The organism is Martinezella hainanensis (genome assembly GCF_900094555.1).
Taxonomy (GTDB): domain Bacteria; phylum Pseudomonadota; class Alphaproteobacteria; order Rhizobiales; family Rhizobiaceae; genus Rhizobium; species Rhizobium hainanense.
In genome coordinates this window covers 165,850-182,418 of sequence record NZ_FMAC01000007.1, presented here as the reverse complement: position 1 = coordinate 182,418, position 16,569 = coordinate 165,850, and the positions used below count along the sequence as shown (strand labels likewise).

Here is a 16,569-nt window from a genome sequence, read left to right as displayed (position 1 = left end):
ATAGGGTGACTATGCCGTCTGCAAGATTGCTGTGTGTGCTTTCATGTTCAGTTTTGTTGCAGCGGCAAAAAGCACCGCGAGAGTGTCAGGAAGCACAAGATCAGCCGGTTGCGGGATCTGAAAGCGATGCTGCGCGTGGGCCGCGTCCAAAGCCGCAGGATTTCGTAGGAAACGTCCAACCAAAATGGGCTTATGCGGTCCGCGGGTCTTCGGCCGCCTCCAAGCACAGATTTGGCCGCGAAGCGAGGAAGTCGATGAAGGTTCGAACCTTCGCAGAAAGGTATTTCCTGCTGGGATAGACCGCATGCAATGTGGCGTCGAATGTCACGGCTTTCGGCAGCACCATCTCCAATCGGCCATCGGAGATATCGCTTTGCGTCATCCACATCGGCAGGAAAACCAGCCCCATGCCCTCAAGTGCTGCCAGATGCAGCATGATCTCGTTTTCGCTTTGCATGACGGGACGGAAGTTCACGGTCTGGGTGCCGTCCTGCCCGGCGACGGCTATGCTGCCGTTCGCATTCATGCCGCTATAGGCAAGCAGCGAGTGACCATTGAGATCAGCCAACTCCCTCGGACGGCCTGTGCGTGACAGATAGGCCGGTGATCCGACGAGATGAAAAGCGACGCGCATCAACGGTCGGGCGATGAGATTGGGATCGAGCCGCTCGGGGGAGGTTGCCCGCAGGGCGAGGTCGAAGCCCTCATCAACAAGATTGACGATCCGGCCGCTGAGATCCATGTCGAAACGCACGTCGGGATAGCGCTGGTGGTATTCGGCAATCACCCGGGCGATGAGCGCATTCGCTGCCCATACCGGAGCACTGAGCCGCAAGGTTCCACGCGGCATGACGGTTACGTTGCTGACGGCCGCCTCCACCTCGTCCAGTCCATCGAGCATCTGCCGGGCCTGATTGAAATAGAGCAGGCCGCTTTCCGTCATGCTGACATGCCGGCTGGTTCGGTTCAGCAGCCTGGTTCCCAGCCGGTTTTCAAGGTGCATGACGTGTTTGCTTGCCATTGCCGGTGAGAGGCCAAGCCGATCCGCAGCGGCCGTGAAGCTCTTAAATTCCGCCACCGCGCAAAAGACCCGCAAGCTCGTCAACGTATCCATGGATCATCAACTCATAGGAAATGTTTCTTCAATGTAAGCAGCATTGATCAATAAATGAGAAAAGTTAGTTTGGCCAGATCACACGGGCCTAGCTCATCATCCATTCCGGTCTCGAGTTTGATGGTGAGTGCCCCGCTACAAGGATGAAACATGTGAACAAGCATCGTCTTCCGACCTTCTTCATCAGTCACGGCGGCGGCCCCTGGCCTTACATGAGCGGCGAATTCCGCAATAATTTCGACAAGCTCGAACAGTCTCTGATCGAGATGCGTGCGGAACTGGGAAATACGGTCCGCGCGATCCTGGTTGTCTCCGGCCATTGGGAGGAACGGGGTTTTTCCATATCGTCGGGCGCCCATCCCGGAATGGTCTACGACTATCATGGTTTTCCGGAGTATCTCTATCATATCAAATATGGCGCTCCGGGCGAACCCGAGCTTGCCAAGCGGGTACAGGCTCTGCTGCATGCGCGCGGGATCGAGGCGGGGCTCGATCCGACCCGCGGCTTCGACCACGGGACCTTCAGCATTCTGAAGCCGCTTTATCCGGAAGAAAGCATTCCGGTCGTTCAGCTGTCTCTGGATGCCGGCTACGATCCGGCATTGCATCTCGAGGTCGGGCGCGCGCTCGCGCCGCTGCGCGACGAGGGCGTGCTGATTATCGGAAGCGGTCTCAGCTACCACAATCTTCCGGCGATGCGCGGGAAGGAGGGCTACGAACCATCCCGCCAGTTCGATGCCTGGCTCCAGCAGACGCTGATCCATTCATCTCCCTACGATCGCGCAAAGCTCTTGCTGGAATGGGAGCAGGCCCCGTCAGCCCGGGCAGCACATCCGCGCGAGGATCATCTCATTCCGCTGATGGTGGCCGTTGGTGCGGCACGAGACGAGCCCGGCGCCGTCACCTACCATCAGACTGACTTCGCCGGTGGGCTCACTGCATCCAGCTTCCGCTTCGGCGACGCACCTGTGCCGGCAACAGTCGGTGGGGACGCGAAATGAGCGAGCCAACGAAGCCGGCTATCTACGTCAGAAGGAGTTGCCCGTTCTGTCTCAAAGTGAAGCTGTTCTTGCTGGAGGCCGGCTTGATGGACGCGGTTGCAATTCACGAATTCGAGCCGGGATCGCAGCAGGAGGATGACATACGTGCCGAGCTTGCCAAAAAGCTCGACACCGTAAGTTTTCCCGCCGCCCAGCTCGAGCCGGGTCGTTATCTGACCGAATCCGACGCCATCATCGCGCTTCTTGCCGCCAGAGCAGGTCGCGATCCGGCCGACATGCCTGTGCTCACCAGTTATGTCGAAGGCGCACTCAAGCCAATGATGGCGCTCTGGAAGGAAAATTTCGAACTCAAAGCCACTGCCGCTTGATGATCTCGGCGGCCATTCAGGAGAAATATCATGTTGAATACCACGAAATGGACACCTCACGTTCTTGCGATCATGCGGATCGTGACCGCATTGCTTTTCCTCGAACATGCGACCATGAAGTTCTTCCAGTTCCCGGCAGCAATTCCGGGCGTAACCTACCCGCTGCCGGCCATCATGCTTGCCGCCGGCGCAATCGAGATCGTCACCGGATTGTTGATAACCGTTGGCCTCTTCACGCGCATCGCCGCCTTCATCGCCTCCGGCGAAATGGCAGCCGCTTACTGGATGGCGCATGCCCCGCAAGGTTTCTGGCCGGCACTCAACATGGGTGAGGCAGCGATCATGTTCTGCTTCATCTTCCTCTTCATCGCCTTTGCCGGCGCCGGCAGCTGGGCCTTGGATAATGTTCTGCGTCCGTCTTCGAAGCAGATATCGCTGACTGAACGCGCGTAAGGCAAACGCGCTCTCGTCCTGCGACGAGAGCGCGTCGCTTGGGTTGAACCTAACAGCCGGCGCAGCCGTGGCTGCCAACGGGAGTGGGCCTCAGTCCCACAGCAGGGCTGAATCGTGTGACATCAACAGAAAACCTTTGGAGACGACTGATGAAGGCTGCGCTTCTCAAATCCTACGGTGATACGGATCAATTCGAGATCGGGGATATTCCGACGCCGAAGCCGGGTACAGGCGAGGTACTGATCAAGATCGAAGTATCCGCGGTCAATCCATTCGATCTCATCTTGCGTCAGGGTTTCATGGCGCAATACATACCGCTTTCGCTGCCGGCAGTACTGGGTGGAGATGCCGCCGGCACGATATCGGAAATTGGCGAAGGCGTTACAGGTTTTGTGATTGGCGACCGGGTCGTTGCCGATTTCCCGGCAAATGGCAAAGGCGCCCATGCCGAGTTTGGTGTCGTGCCCGCCACTTCGGTTGCCAAGCTGCCGGCCGCACTGAGTTTTGAGGAAGGGGCCGCATTGGTAAAGGCCGGTCTGACCGGACGCCAGACAGTGGAGGCCCTCGGGATTGGCGCGGGCGATCGCGTATTGATCTCGGGCGGCTTGGGCTCCGTCGGCCGGGCGGCAATCCAATATATGAAGCAGCTCGGCGCCGAACCGGTGGCGGGTGTTCGGCCGGAGCGACTGGATGAAGCCCGTCAACTTACCGGGGAGGCGTTGGATATCACGGTTGCGGCACAGAAGCCTACCTTTCGATATGCCATCAGCGCTGCCGCTCCCGTGGCCGGAAACCTGATCGGACATGTTGTTGACAATGGGCAAGTCGCGAGCATCGTTCCGGTGCCTGATAGCGCCAAGAACAATCGCGTCACCATCCACGAGCTCTACCATCAAACGGATGCTTCCACCCTCGATGCGGTACTCGATGCTGCGGCCCAGGGTTTGCTCGTCATACCCGTATCGCATTCATTCGAGCTGAGGGAGATCGGTGCGGCGCACAGCGTGATCGCTGCCGGTGCCCAAGGCAAAGTCGTATTAAGGCATTGAATGTAATGAACCTCGTCGCTCCGGTTTATCCGGAGCTCGGATACTAGGCCGATTCCCGCAGCATGAGGTCGGCGGATAATAGAAATCGCGCAGTCGAGGTTGCATCGATTTTATCTTCGTTCTCATCGTTGTCGCCGAGCATGCTGAGAAGCATGTCAACAGCCCGCCTGCCGATTTCGCTGACATTCTGCGCGACCGTCGTGATCGGCGGACACGCGTATCTCGACAGGGGATGATCGTCATGTCCGGCAATGCGGATGTCGGACGTCGCGCCATGTCCAACTTTAAGACCCATCTTGTAGGCAGCCGCGATCGCGCCAAACGCAATTCGGTCGTTTGCGCAAAGAATGGTTTTCGTCGGCAATCGTTTCAGGTCGGTGAGCCGCATCATCTCGTCGAAGCCGAATCTTTCGAAATCCCAAGTACGGATTTTTGCCGAAGGCAGGATCCGTGGTGTCAAACCGAACCGCGTCATTGCGTTGACATATGCAGCTTCGCGCGTACGGGCGTTCGTGTTCACGTCGGGCATCCCGAGATAGCTCGGTGGCTCACCCGACCGGCATAGATAATCGACGATCAGCCCAAAGCTTTGCTGGTTATCGGTACCGACAAAAGCGGAAGTGTCATCCAACGGTGAATCCACATAAACGAGCGGAACGCTTCTGCCGTATTCCGCCAGGGTTTGCTGGTGGGATTCCACCCCGAGCGGCGCGATGATCGCGCCGGCCACGTTCAACGATTTGAGGGTGCGGATCGCCCTGTCCTCAAGGTCGGACTGCCCATCCGTCGACAAGACAAGCGGGAAAAACCCCGCTTCCGTCGCCAGCGCTTCAATCCTTCGGGTGAGCGCCATGTAAAACTGGTCGATCGAATTTGGAATAACGATCCCGACGATATTCGTCCGGCGCCGATTGAGGTTGACGGCAAAGAGGTTTGGCCGGAATCCTGATTTCTTGAGCGCAACTTCGATAGTCTCGCGCGTTTTCTTTCGGACTGAACTCGGATCGTTGAAGTATTTGGACACCGTGGGGCGAGAAAGGCCGACGAACTCCGAGAAATCCTCCATTGTCTTGATCGGTTTCGGCACGACTTTGTCTCCAGACTCTATAGAAAAGTCTCTATCCGACTCTTTCTCGAGGGAAAAGAGAGTTCCTCCCGGTGGGAGGAACCGAGATTATTCCGCGACAAATTGCACCTTCATCGTGGGCGCGCCGCCTTTTTGGGTGAAGAAGGGCAGTACCTCCTTGAGCGGAAGCCGATGCGAGATCAGGCGGACCATTGTACCCTTGTCCTTACGAAGCAAATCAAGGGCGGCAGGCAGATTCTGATTCAACGAGTGCGAGCCTGCAATCGTCAACTGACGCCGGAAGATGTCGAAGGGGGATATCGGGACTCGGACACCAGGAGCGCAGACGCCGAACACCAGGATCGCACCGCCGTCCTGTGCAAATTCCGGCATGCTCTCGACAACGGCCGGAACACCCGTCGCATCGGCAACAAGATCGAAAGATCGTTTACGGCCCTGGAGTTCCGGGGATGCGGGATGCATGGCATCCAATCCCAGCTCCCGGGCAAAGCTCAGGCGGCTTTCATCGATATCGGCAACGACGACGCTGACGCCCTGCGCCCTGATCGAGAGGGCAAGCAGCAGCCCGATCGGGCCGCCGCCGAATACCAGAGCGCTTTCCGCCCGCCGTATCCCGGTCGTCAGGCCGATATTGCCAAGTCCGTTGAGAACACAGGCGAGCGGCTCGGCCAAAGCCGCGACATCGTATGAAAGATCGCCGATATCGTGCAGGTGCGACACCCTGACGATGCTGTATTCGGCAAAGCCACCATCTTGGGTGACGCCATAGGCCTTCAGCTCCTTGCAAAGATTTGTCAGTCCCTTGCGGCACAGATTGCAGGTGCCACAAGGCAGGTTGGGATCGACGGCGACCCTTGCGCCCGGCCGCAAACCGGTCACGTCTTCAGCGACCGCCTCGACCAAACCGGTATATTCATGGCCGGGAACGAGGGGGAAGCGCCCCTCGCCATAGCGGCCATGCAGTACGTCGATATCCGTATGGCAGAGGCCTGCGGCCTTCACGCGGATGAGGGCATGGCCTGGCGCCAGCGCGGGTAACGGCATATCGGCCAGCCCTGAAACGCCCTTTTCAGTGAAACATATCGCTTTCATTTGAGATCACTCAGCTCATCCAGTTGCCGCCATCGACATTGTAGGTCTGCGCGAGAATGTAATCGCTGTCCGAAGACGCCAGGAAGACTGCGAGGCCCTTGATATCGTCAGGCGTTGCGAACCTTCCAATCGGAACGGACTTGGCAACGGCAGCCTTCTTCTCGCCCGGCTTCAGGCCTTCCCATTTGGCGAAATGGGCATCGACGATATCCCAGTGCTCGCCATCGACCACGCCGGGCGCGATGGCGTTTACGTTGATCCCGTACTTCACCAAGCCCAGAGCCGCCGATTGCGTTGCCGAAATGATGGCTGCCTTGGACGCGCAATAGAGCAGCACGAGTGCTTCCCCACGACGGCCGGCCTGGCTTGCCATGTTGATGATCTTGCCGCCGCGACCGCGGGCAATCATGACGTTGGAAACGGCCTTCATCATGAAGAGGGGACCCTTCAGATTGATCGAAAACACCTTCTCATAGCTGGCTTCGGTGATCTCGTTGATCGGAGCCATGTCGAAGATGGCGGCGTTGTTCACCAGAATATCGATGCCGCCATAGGCCTGGTCGATCTCCTTGACGACAGCGTCGATGGCCGAGAGATCGGTGACATCGAGTTTCATTGCCGTTGCATTCGGCCCAAGCTCTCTGGCCGCTTCGGAAGCCCGGTCGATATTGACATCGACGATGATGACTTTCGCGCCTTCCTTGATGAAGGCTTCGGCAAAACCAAGCCCGATGCCACGCGCGCCGCCGGTGATGAGTGCGATCTTGTCTTTCAGTTTCATGATAGTCCTCGCTGACAGAGGTTGCGCCTAATGCGCAACGTTGGTGATGCTACGGTTGGCTTCGAACCTGTGCAGCGCGATGCCGTTTTCATTGAAAAGATGACTGTCTGACGCATTGAATGTCAGAGAGACTGTCTCATGCAGGCGATGGCTGTCGGCTCCATCCGTCTCTACGATGAGCAATCGTCCGGGGGCGATCTGCACATAGACATAGGTATGGCCGCCAAGCCGTTCGACGACCATGATCTCTCCTGAGATAAACCCCTCGCTAGCGATGCGGAGATGCTCCGGTCTGATGCCGAGCGTCATTGTTGCGCCGGAGCTGATGGCGCCGGAAGTTGGGACCTCCAAATCTGCGCCACCCGGCAATAACACCGAGATGCCGGATGCACTGGCGCCAGATACCGTGACGGGAAGGAAATTCATGGCTGGCGAGCCAATGAAGCTCGCGACGAACTGGTTCACCGGGTTATGGTAGAGCTCCATGGGCGCGCCCACCTGCTCGATGCGGCCATCGCGCAGAACCACGATCTTGTCGGCAAGTGTCATGGCCTCGACCTGATCGTGGGTGACGTAGATCATCGTTGCACCAAGCTGGTCGTGGAGACGTGCCAACTCTATGCGCATCTGCACGCGCAGGGCGGCGTCCAGGTTGGAAAGCGGTTCATCGAACAGGAAGATGCGCGGCGAACGAACCATCGCGCGCCCGATAGCGACGCGCTGGCGTTGCCCGCCGGAGAGTTGCTTCGGCTTGCGATCCAGCAGATGCCCGAGCTGCAAGAGGCCTGCGACCTCGTTGATCTTGGTATCCCGTTCGCCTTGCGAGACGCCGGCAAGCTTCAGCGCGAACCCCATATTGTCCTTGACTGACATGTGGGGATAAAGCGCATAGGTCTGGAACACCATTGCCAGGCCACGTTGGTCAGGCGGAATGTCGTTGGCATGATCCCCGTCGATGATCAGGTCGCCGCTGCTGATATCCTCAAGCCCGGCTATCATGCGCAGCAGCGTCGATTTCCCGCAGCCCGACGGACCGACAAACACCACGAATTCCCGATCGCTGATATCGAGATCGACACCCTTGATGACGTTGACCGCGCCAAAGGTCTTTTTCACTTCCTTGAGACTGAGAGTAGCCATATGCGTTTCCTATTTGACGGCGCCGAAGGTCAGACCGCGCACGAGCTGGCGCTGTGTCATCCAGCCGAAGACGAGGATGGGTGTGATGGCGAGCGTCGAAGCCGCCGAGAGTTTCGCCCAGAAAAGTCCCTCGGGCGAAGAAAAGGATGCGATGAACGCAGTGAGCGGACCTGCCTTGGAAGCGGTGAGGTTCAGGCTCCAGAAGGCTTCGTTCCAGCACAAAATCGTAGAGAGAAGTGCAGTGGATGCGATCCCTGGAAGCGTCAGGGGAAGGAGCAGGTACCAGATCTGCTCGAAGGTGCTGGCACCATCCATGCGACTGGCTTCGAGGATTTCGTGGGGAACATCCTTGAAGAAGGAGTAGAGCATCCAGACCACGATCGGGAGGTTCGACAACGTAAAGACGATAACGATAGCTGTTCGCGTATCCAGAAGTCCGCTGTCGCGACACAATAGATAGATGGGAACCAATACCCCGACGGCGGGAAGCATCTTCGTCGAGAGCATCCACATCAGGAGATCCTTGGTTCTCTTGCCCGGAAAGAAAGCAGCCGCATAGGCAGCAGGAATGCCTATTGCGAGGCATAGGATGGTCGAGCCGATACTCTCAACGACGCTGTTCAATGCATATTGGACGTAGTTGGCCCGGGCGTTGACATCGACGAAGTTTTCCAGCGTCGGCGCAAAGAAAATCTTCGGAGGGGTTGCTACCGCGTCAATCTCCGTTTTGAACGATGCCATGAGCATCCAGAGGATCGGAAAGAACATCAGCAGCGCTGCAGTCCATCCGCCGATTCCGCACCAGAGCTTCTGAGAATGCATGAGGTTGTTTCGCGTTGCCATTCTCGTCTCTCCTCAATTGTCCAGATTGCGGGCGACGGTGCGGATCAGGAATGCCGCGACGACATTTGCAAGGATGATCGCGAAAACGCCTCCAGCCGATGCAGCTCCGACGTCCCACTGGAGAAGGGCCTTGTTATAGATGAAGTAGGTGAGCGTCGTGGTCGCCGTGCCTGGTCCGCCCGTCGTCGTGACCTGGATTTCCGCGAATACCGCAAGTAGAAAAATGGTCTCGATCATGACGACGACGGAGATCGGTCGAAGAAGATGCGGCAGGATGATATGTTTGAAGGTTGACCATCCCTTGGAGCCATCGAGGCGCGCGGCTTCCATCTGCTCGCGGTCGAGCGACTGCATGGCGGTCATCAGGATAAGGGTCGCGAACGGTATCCACTGCCAGGCAACGATGATGATGATGGAGGTCATCGGGATCTGCACGAACCAGTCGATCGGAGTCAGGCCGACGAGCTTGGCAAGATAGGCAAAGAGCCCATTGACCGGGTGCATCAGGAGGTTCTTCCAGATCAACGCAGTAACCGTCGGCATGACGAAGAACGGGGCGATGATCAACAGCCGCGCAACCCCGCGACCGGCGAACTCGACATCGAAGAGCAGCGCGAACACCACTCCGAAGCCGATGGATAGGGCAAGGACGGCGAAAAGAATGACGAGGGTCCTGAAGATCGCCGCCATAAGACCGTCGTCGGTCAGCAGATAGGAATAGTTGTCGAGACCGGCGAAACCTGCGCTCAATGGATCAAGCAGATTGTAATACTGCATCGAGAACCAGAGCGTCAGGGCGAGCGGAACGATCATCCAGGCCAGGAGAAGGCTGACTGCAGGCGCAAGAAGCGGACCAGTCCTGATCGAGCGGCTGGAGCGCTTCTGTGTCCGCCGGATGAATTCACGCGAAATCGTTGTCATCGAAAACCTCTTCGCAGAGCCTCGGCCGCCTGATGGCGGCGATCGGACGGAGCGATTGGGAAGGGAAGCGAACCGGAGTTCCGGCAGCGGGCGCTGCCGGAACCCTCCGGGAGGAAGCCCGCGGTCGCGACACCGCGGGCGAAGCGGTTACCTCACTTGGGGTAGCCGGCTTTTTTCATCTCGCGTTCGACCTGCTTCTGGGCATTGTCGAGGGCGGCATCAACCGTTTGCTGGCCTGCAAGCGCCGACGCGATCTGCTGACCGACGATCGTTCCAATCCCCTGGAATTCCGGGATCGCGACGAACTGGACACCGGTGTAGGGAACCGGATCCTTGGTCGGATGTGCCGGATCAGCGGAAAGGATGGCCTTCAGCACGGTTCCGGCAAAAGGAGCGGCCTTCTGGTACTCGGGCAGGTCATAGGTTGATTTGCGGGTGCCGGGCGGGACGGCAACCCAGCCCTCCTTCTCGCCGACCATCTTCACATATTGCTTGGAGGTGGCCCACTTGATGAAGGACTTGGCAGCCTCCTCCTTCGTGGAAGAGGTTGGAATTGCGAGGTTCCACGACCACGACCAGCTCGATCCGTTCGGGGTCACATTGACCGGAGCGCGCGTGAAGGCGATCTTGTCGGCCACCTGGCTCTGCTTCGGGTCGTAAACGCGGCCGGCTGCCGAGGTTGCGTCGATCCACATGGCGCAGTGACCGGTCGAGAACAGGGCCTGGTTCTCGTTGAAGCCGTTTGACGTCACGCCGGGAGGGCCGTCCTTCTTCATGAGGTCGACGTAGTCGGTGATCGCCTTCTTCCACGGCTGGGAGTTGATCTGCGGTTTCCAGTCCATGTCGAACCAGCGGCCGCCATAGGTGTTGATCATGGTTCCGAGGAAAGCCATGTTCTCACCCCAACCCGGCTTGCCGCGCAGGCAAAGGCCGTATTGCTCCTTGGACTTGTCGGTGAGCTTGTCCGCAAATTCCTTGATCTGATCGTAAGTCGGCTGGTCGGGCATCTTGAGGCCCGCAGCGTCGAACAGGTCCTTGCGGTAGAGGGTAAACGAGCTTTCGGTGTAGAACGGCACGGCGTAGAGCTTGCCGTCGACGGTCAGGCCGGATTTGATCGGCGCCAGCAGGTCGCCGTAGTCGTAGTCGTCGCCGAGATCGTCGATCGGCTGAAGCCAGCCCTTCTTGCCCCAGATCGGCGCTTCATAGCCGCCGATGGTCATGATGTCGTATTGGCCGCCCTTCGTCGCGATGTCCGTGGTCAGCTTCTGGCGGAGCACGTTTTCTTCGAGAACGACCCAGTTGAGCTTGTTGCCCGTCTCTTTTTCCCATTCGGGGGAAAGCTTTTGCATGATGATCATATCGCCGTTGTTGACGGTGGCGATGGTCAATTCCTCAGCCTGAGCCAAACCTGCAGCCAGTGAGCAGCCGGCGGCCGAAGACAGCATTACAGCAAGAATCCTCTTCATCGTCTCGCTCCTCCTTACGAGCGTTAGCGCACAAACTTACGTGCGTAAATATTTAATTATTTAGTATGTGATCTATGTCAATCAAAATTTATTGACAAGAGGTGATGCGATCTGACGGTTTTCAGCTATATAATTGAAAATTAACAATATTATTTCTACTCACATTCTGAGGCGTTCATTTGCGATGAAAATATACGCGCCAATAAAAATTTTCATGCGTAAAGTTATTATTGACGCGAGCCTTTGGAAGAACTACCGATCAAGGCAGCAGGGAGGACGAACGCATGATTGCTCATAATGGCCGCATAGCTCCGGAAAGCCTCGGCCCGACGATCACGGTCGGCGAGATACTCGTCGAGATCATGGCGAGCACCACGGGGTTCGGATTCAAGGAGCCTCAGACGCTCATCGGTCCGTTTCCGAGTGGCGCACCCGCGATATTCATCGATCAGGTCGCGCGCCTCGGCGGTGCGGCCGGCATCATTGCAACGGTAGGAGCCGACGATTTCGGCGCTGTGAATATAGAGCGTCTCAGGCAGGATGGCGTGGACACGTCGGCCATATCCATCTCGCCTGATCGGCCGACCGGGAGCGCGTTTGTCCGCTATCGTGACGACGGAACGAGAGACTTCATATTCAACATCATGCACTCGGCAGCGGGCGCGATAAGCCTCACACCCCCAGCAGAAACCTTGATTGCGAAGGCCGGACATGTGCATGTGATGGGATCCGCATTTGCAATTCCGGGAGCCGCTGGAGTCATCGATGCCGCCATCCGTTCGGTTCGTTCGCGCGGCGGATCGGTGTCATTCGATCCGAATGTCCGCAAGGAGCTCCTCGGTTCGGGAAATTTCCGGAGCCAGTTCGAAACCATGATCCAGAATGCCGATCTTCTGCTGCCATCCGGCGAAGAACTCTTCGTGGCCGCGGGAACGGACGGGGAGGCCGAGGCCGTCAAGGTATTAAAGGCTCGTGGTGTCGGCGAAATTGTGTTGAAGCGCGGCAGGCAGGGCGCGACCTTCTTCGGGGCCTCCGGTGCGAGATACGATTTCCATGGGTTCGAAGTTGACGAAGTCGATCCAACCGGTGCAGGAGATGCCTTTGGCGCGACCTATTTGACGTCGCGCCGGCAGGGCCTTGGCCCGGAGGTCTCCCTGGAAAGGGCGGCCGCGGCCGGAGCTTATAACGTGACCCGGCGGGGGCCTATGACCGGTCTGCCCGACACCGTACAACTTGATTTTTTCCTTTCCACAAATCCGCGGAGGGCAGCATGAACCTTTTCCTCAAAAGCCTTGCAGGCGCTCGCCGCGCCGGCAAGCCGGTCGGAATTACGTCGGTGTGCTCGGCGCACCCGCTCGTGCTTGAAGCGACGATGTCGCTGGCTCAACGCGAGGGCGGCCCCGTCCTGATAGAGGCGACCTGCAATCAGGTTAACCAGTTCGGCGGCTACACCGGAAAAACGCCGGCGGACTTTGTTGGAGATGTTCTCGCGCTCGCTAAAACCAATGGGGTCGAAACCTCCAATCTGATCCTCGGGGGCGACCATCTCGGGCCAAATCCCTGGCGGCGGGAGGCCGCCTCGGCGGCAATGGCCAAAGCGGAGGTCATGGTCGCCGAATATGTGAAAGCAGGCTTCACTAAAATCCATCTCGACGCATCTATGGCATGCGTCGATGACCCATCCGCCCTTGACGATGCGATCGTGGCCCAAAGGGCGGCAAGGCTTGCCAAAGTCGCCGAGCAGGCTGCGCGGGACGTAGGCGCCAAGCCGCTCTATGTGCTGGGGACGGAAGTTCCAGTCCCGGGAGGTGCGGACCACGCGCTCGATGTCGTCGAGCCGACCGGGGCTGAAGCCGCGCGGGCCACCATCGAGACTCATCGCGAGATTTTCGCAAGAGAGGGGCTGTCGGACGCATTTGACAGATGCATTGCTTTCGTCGTCCAGCCGGGGGTGGAGTTCGGCAGTGAAAACGTGGTCGGCTACAGGGCTGAGCTTGCAAAGAAACTTACCGGGGTGCTCGATGATGAAGTCGACCTGGTTTTCGAAGCACATTCGACCGACTACCAGTCGGAAGGCGCACTGGCTGCACTGGTGCGCGATGGATTTCCAATTCTGAAGGTTGGGCCTGGATTGACGTTCGCGCTGCGAGAAGGCCTCTTCGCGCTCGACTTGATCGCAACGGAACTTGACCCGGACTATGACCGCAACCTTGCCGTCACCATGGAGCGCCTCATGCTGAAGCATACAGGCGACTGGGCAGGGCATTACCACGGCAGCGACGAGGCTATCCGGCTTCAGCTCCGCTACAGCTACAGTGACAGAATCCGCTATTACTGGGGTTATCCAGAGGCTGTTGGAGCTGTTCAAAAGCTCACCGATACACTTCATGGGCGCGAAATCCCGCCGACGCTGGCAAGCCAGTTCCTCGGGCGGATGGCAGATAGGATCGGCGCGAAGGACAGTGTAAGCAGGATCGCCAAAACGTTCGTCGGCGATGTCCTCGAAACATACGGACGTGCATGCAGGCAAGCCGGTTGAGCGATCCGGAAACGGTTCTCGCACCGCAATTCCGTTCCAAAGCACGAAGAGCCTCGCAATATCGAGGCCCTTGCCATTCACGGGCTAATGGACGGATCGAGCATGTCGTGCACCCATATCCGCGGGCCATTCCCGCTCATATGATCGCCTCCGTCCAACCTTGTGTCTTCAAGTCGCTGCGGATGCGCCATTTCAGGATTTCGTCAATCAGGCGGCGTTTGACGTCCTGATAACCCGGGTCGCTCCATAGATCGTTGATCTCATCTGGATCGGCAGACAGATCGAAAAGTTGCCCTTCGTCGCTCTCGACGAAGTGGACCAGCTTGAACTGCCTGTCGCGGATCATCGTCATGAATTCCGTGCCGCTCAGGATGCGGTCGCCCGCATGTTCGGAAAAGACGAATTCGCGCGGTGTGATCTTGGTGCCGGCGAGGTAGGGAACAAGGGAGCGTGCCTCCATCCATTTTGGCACTTCAACTCCCGCCATCTCCAGGATCGTCGGCCCGAAATCGAAGAGCGAGACGAGGTCGTCGACGATCCTGCCGCGCTCGACACGGCCCGGCGACCAGACGATCGCCGGCACGCGCACGCTCGGCTCGTACATCGTCCATTTCTGGCTATGCCCATGGTCGTTGAGGCAATCGCCATGGTCCGAGGTGAAGATGATGATGGTATCATCGAGAACGCCGCGGCGCTCGAGCGCCTCCACGAGCTTGCCGATCTGCGTGTCGATCATCGAGACGTTGGCGAAGTAGTGCTCACGTTGGCGCCGCAATTGCTCCGGCGTCGGATTTTCAAGATGCACGACGGCATCATGATCGACGCTGAGATGCTGTTCTCTGAGCTTCTTCAGCGCCGAGGGCTGTCCGTCCATCGCCGCCTGGTCGCGGATCGCTTCAGGCAGATCGCGATCCCTGTATTTGTCGATGTAGTCCTGTGTCGGATCATAGGGCGGGTGTGGGCCGGGGATACCGATCTGCAGGAAGAATGGTTCGCGACCCTGGTAGCGATCGAGCCACATGGCAGCGAATTCCGGAACGAAATTGTCCGAATGCAGATCTTCCGGCAGATCCCAGACGAAGGCGCCCAGTCGTTCGCGATAATCTTCGAGCCGCCGGTATGTGATGCGGCTTGGCTTTTCGATGCCCCGGCTCCAGAAAGCCTTGTCCCAATTGTCGAGATAGAAGGGCAGGCGCTCGGTCGCCCTATCCTTGTTTTCGACGACGTGCCTTTCGTGAAAACCGAAGGAATCCTCGAAGGGCGAGGTATGCATCTTGCCGACATTGATGCAGCGATAGCCGGCCTCGGCGAGGCGGCGAACCCAGCTATGGGTCCAGCGCTCATCATTGCGGAAGACGCCATTGGTGTGCGGATAGAGACCCGTGAAGAGGCTTGCCCGCGAGGGCGCGCAGGAAGGGGACGTCACGTACATATGGCTGAAACATGTGCCTTCCCGAACCAGGCGATCAAGATTCGGCGTGATCATGTAGTCGAAACCGGCGGCCGCGATCGTATCGAAACGCTGCTGGTCGGTAATGACGAAGACGATGTTGGGCCTCTTTTTTGCCTCTGGCACGTCAACCTCCATTCAAGGGTTCAGGGAAGGGGCAGGCGGGTACTGCCGCGTGCGAGCAGCTCCCACTCGACCACGTTCGTTCTCGGTTCCTCGCCGTTGATCCGCGCGACAATCAATTCCGCCGTGAGTTCGCCGATCCGATAGCGGTCAGGCTTGACCGTGCTGAGCGATGGGGTGACGTAGTTTGCCGCCTCGCTGTCGCCGAAGCCGATGACGCCGATATCGTCAGGTGCTTTCCTGCCGCGCTCGTGCAGCGCCTTCAAGACGCCGAAGGCGACGACGTCGCTGTTGCAGAGGATCCCGTCAATCTGCGGATTGCTGTCGAGCAGTTCATGGGTCAGCTCTTCGCCAAGGGCTGGGCGGCCGCCCTCCTGGCGAACGGCGTGGACGAGATCCGGCAACCCGGCAGCGGCAATGGCGCTGGCCGCCCCGCGGGCGCGTTTCCTGGCGCGCATGTCGTTTTCGCGCATGCTGCCGAGAAAGGCGAGATGCCGGTAGCCGCACGCAATCATATGGTCGGCCTGCGCCCTGCCGGCCCCCTCATGATCCATGCCGACGGCGGAATCGATGAGGTCGCCGCCGACATCCCACATTTCGATGACCGGAACGCCTGAGGACGTCAGCAGCTCGGTAACCTTGGCCGGATGGTCGACGCCGATAATGGCAACGGCTGCCGGGCGCCAGCTGAGGATCGAGCGCACGAGCGTTACTTCCTGATCCGGATCATAGCGCGTGTTGGCGAGCATGACCTGAAGATTGTCCTTGAGGAGCGCCGATTGCAGGGCATCGATGATGGAGGCAAATTCCGAATAATAGAGCGATGTCACCACAACGCCGACGATATCCGATCTCGTCCCGGACAGGCCGCCGGCAAGGCGGTTCGGCACATAGTTGAGTTCGTCCATGGCCTTGGCGATCTGCCGCCTAAGCTCCGGTCGCACCGTATTGGGCGCGCGTAGCGCCCGCGAGACCGTATTGACCGAGACGCCGACCCTGGCGGCGATCGAGGCCAGCGTTGGTGCGCCGCCCTTGTCCCGTTCCTCCACCTCCGACACCATTCCTCCTCGCAAAAATTTGCTCAAGTGAGCGTTGCGTTACCGTTAACTTTATGTCATTTCTCAGACGAGGAGACAAGAGCG

16 protein-coding genes are annotated in these 16,569 nt (G+C 58.6%); 6 read left to right on the top strand and 10 right to left on the bottom strand.

Translation table 11 applies throughout. The features are described from left to right. Positions 1–190 precede the first annotated feature (190 nt). Positions 191–1,114 (bottom strand): LysR family transcriptional regulator, encoded by a 924-nt coding sequence (locus GA0061100_RS22280; RefSeq protein WP_075854933.1) that lies wholly within the window; start codon positions 1,112–1,114, stop codon positions 191–193. 152 nt (positions 1,115–1,266) lie between these two features. On the opposite strand from GA0061100_RS22280, the gene GA0061100_RS22275 reads away from it, so the two are divergent. From GA0061100_RS22275 to GA0061100_RS22260, 4 genes are all read left to right on the top strand, one after another. Continuing rightward, complete coding sequence (locus tag GA0061100_RS22275) at positions 1,267–2,115, top strand: DODA-type extradiol aromatic ring-opening family dioxygenase (RefSeq protein ID WP_143525503.1); 849 nt, start codon at positions 1,267–1,269, stop codon at positions 2,113–2,115. Beyond that, entirely contained in the window at positions 2,112–2,483 is a 372-nt protein-coding gene (locus GA0061100_RS22270) for a glutathione S-transferase N-terminal domain-containing protein (RefSeq protein ID WP_075854931.1), read from the top strand. The genes GA0061100_RS22275 and GA0061100_RS22270 overlap by 4 nt, the downstream gene beginning before the upstream one ends. Before the next feature lie 30 nt (positions 2,484–2,513). Beyond that, positions 2,514–2,936: a DoxX family protein gene (locus GA0061100_RS22265; protein WP_075854930.1), complete on the top strand. Its 423-nt coding sequence runs from the start codon at positions 2,514–2,516 to the stop codon at positions 2,934–2,936. A gap of 149 nt (positions 2,937–3,085) precedes the next feature. Next, a complete protein-coding gene (locus GA0061100_RS22260) occupies positions 3,086–3,985 on the top strand; it encodes an NADP-dependent oxidoreductase (RefSeq protein ID WP_075854929.1) in 900 nt (299 codons plus the stop codon). Between the two features lie 43 nt (positions 3,986–4,028). Here the strand turns inward: GA0061100_RS22260 and GA0061100_RS22255 are convergent, their stop codons facing one another. The 7 genes from GA0061100_RS22255 to GA0061100_RS22225 all read right to left on the bottom strand — a co-directional run bounded on the left by GA0061100_RS22255 (position 4,029) and on the right by GA0061100_RS22225 (position 11,315). Then, a complete protein-coding gene (locus GA0061100_RS22255; RefSeq protein WP_075855113.1) occupies positions 4,029–5,051 on the bottom strand; it encodes a LacI family DNA-binding transcriptional regulator in 1,023 nt (340 codons plus the stop codon). A 108-nt stretch (positions 5,052–5,159) separates the two neighbouring features. Then, positions 5,160–6,164: a zinc-dependent alcohol dehydrogenase family protein gene (locus tag GA0061100_RS22250; protein ID WP_075854928.1), complete on the bottom strand. Its 1,005-nt coding sequence runs from the start codon at positions 6,162–6,164 to the stop codon at positions 5,160–5,162. Positions 6,165–6,174: 10 nt separating this feature from the next. Next, positions 6,175–6,945 (bottom strand): L-iditol 2-dehydrogenase, encoded by a 771-nt coding sequence (locus GA0061100_RS22245; RefSeq protein WP_075854927.1) that lies wholly within the window; start codon positions 6,943–6,945, stop codon positions 6,175–6,177. Between the two features lie 27 nt (positions 6,946–6,972). Further along, complete coding sequence (locus GA0061100_RS22240; RefSeq protein ID WP_075854926.1) at positions 6,973–8,085, bottom strand: ABC transporter ATP-binding protein; 1,113 nt, start codon at positions 8,083–8,085, stop codon at positions 6,973–6,975. Between the two features lie 9 nt (positions 8,086–8,094). Then, the gene (locus tag GA0061100_RS22235; protein WP_075854925.1) at positions 8,095–8,928 is read right to left on the bottom strand and encodes a carbohydrate ABC transporter permease; all 834 of its coding nucleotides are present in this window, start codon (positions 8,926–8,928) and stop codon (positions 8,095–8,097) included. A 12-nt stretch (positions 8,929–8,940) separates the two neighbouring features. Continuing rightward, positions 8,941–9,849 (bottom strand): carbohydrate ABC transporter permease, encoded by a 909-nt coding sequence (locus GA0061100_RS22230; RefSeq protein ID WP_075854924.1) that lies wholly within the window; start codon positions 9,847–9,849, stop codon positions 8,941–8,943. 152 nt (positions 9,850–10,001) lie between these two features. Continuing rightward, positions 10,002–11,315, bottom strand: a complete 1,314-nt coding sequence (locus tag GA0061100_RS22225) for an ABC transporter substrate-binding protein (RefSeq protein ID WP_075854923.1) — start codon at positions 11,313–11,315, stop codon at positions 10,002–10,004. A 284-nt stretch (positions 11,316–11,599) separates the two neighbouring features. Here GA0061100_RS22225 and GA0061100_RS22220 point away from each other — a divergent pair, with 284 nt between their 5' ends. Both GA0061100_RS22220 and GA0061100_RS22215 read left to right on the top strand, forming a co-directional pair. Further along, complete coding sequence (locus tag GA0061100_RS22220; RefSeq protein WP_075854922.1) at positions 11,600–12,589, top strand: tagatose kinase; 990 nt, start codon at positions 11,600–11,602, stop codon at positions 12,587–12,589. After that, positions 12,586–13,854, top strand: coding sequence for a D-tagatose-bisphosphate aldolase, class II, non-catalytic subunit (locus GA0061100_RS22215; protein WP_075854921.1), 1,269 nt, complete (start codon positions 12,586–12,588; stop codon positions 13,852–13,854). Before GA0061100_RS22220 ends, GA0061100_RS22215 begins: the two co-directional genes overlap by 4 nt. Positions 13,855–13,990: 136 nt before the next feature. On the opposite strand, the gene GA0061100_RS22210 is transcribed toward GA0061100_RS22215, so the two are convergent. Both GA0061100_RS22210 and GA0061100_RS22205 read right to left on the bottom strand, forming a co-directional pair. Further along, positions 13,991–15,430 (bottom strand): sulfatase family protein, encoded by a 1,440-nt coding sequence (locus GA0061100_RS22210; RefSeq protein ID WP_075855112.1) that lies wholly within the window; start codon positions 15,428–15,430, stop codon positions 13,991–13,993. Between the two features lie 20 nt (positions 15,431–15,450). Continuing rightward, positions 15,451–16,485, bottom strand: a complete 1,035-nt coding sequence (locus GA0061100_RS22205) for a LacI family DNA-binding transcriptional regulator (RefSeq protein ID WP_244557917.1) — start codon at positions 16,483–16,485, stop codon at positions 15,451–15,453. Positions 16,486–16,569 lie beyond the last annotated feature (84 nt).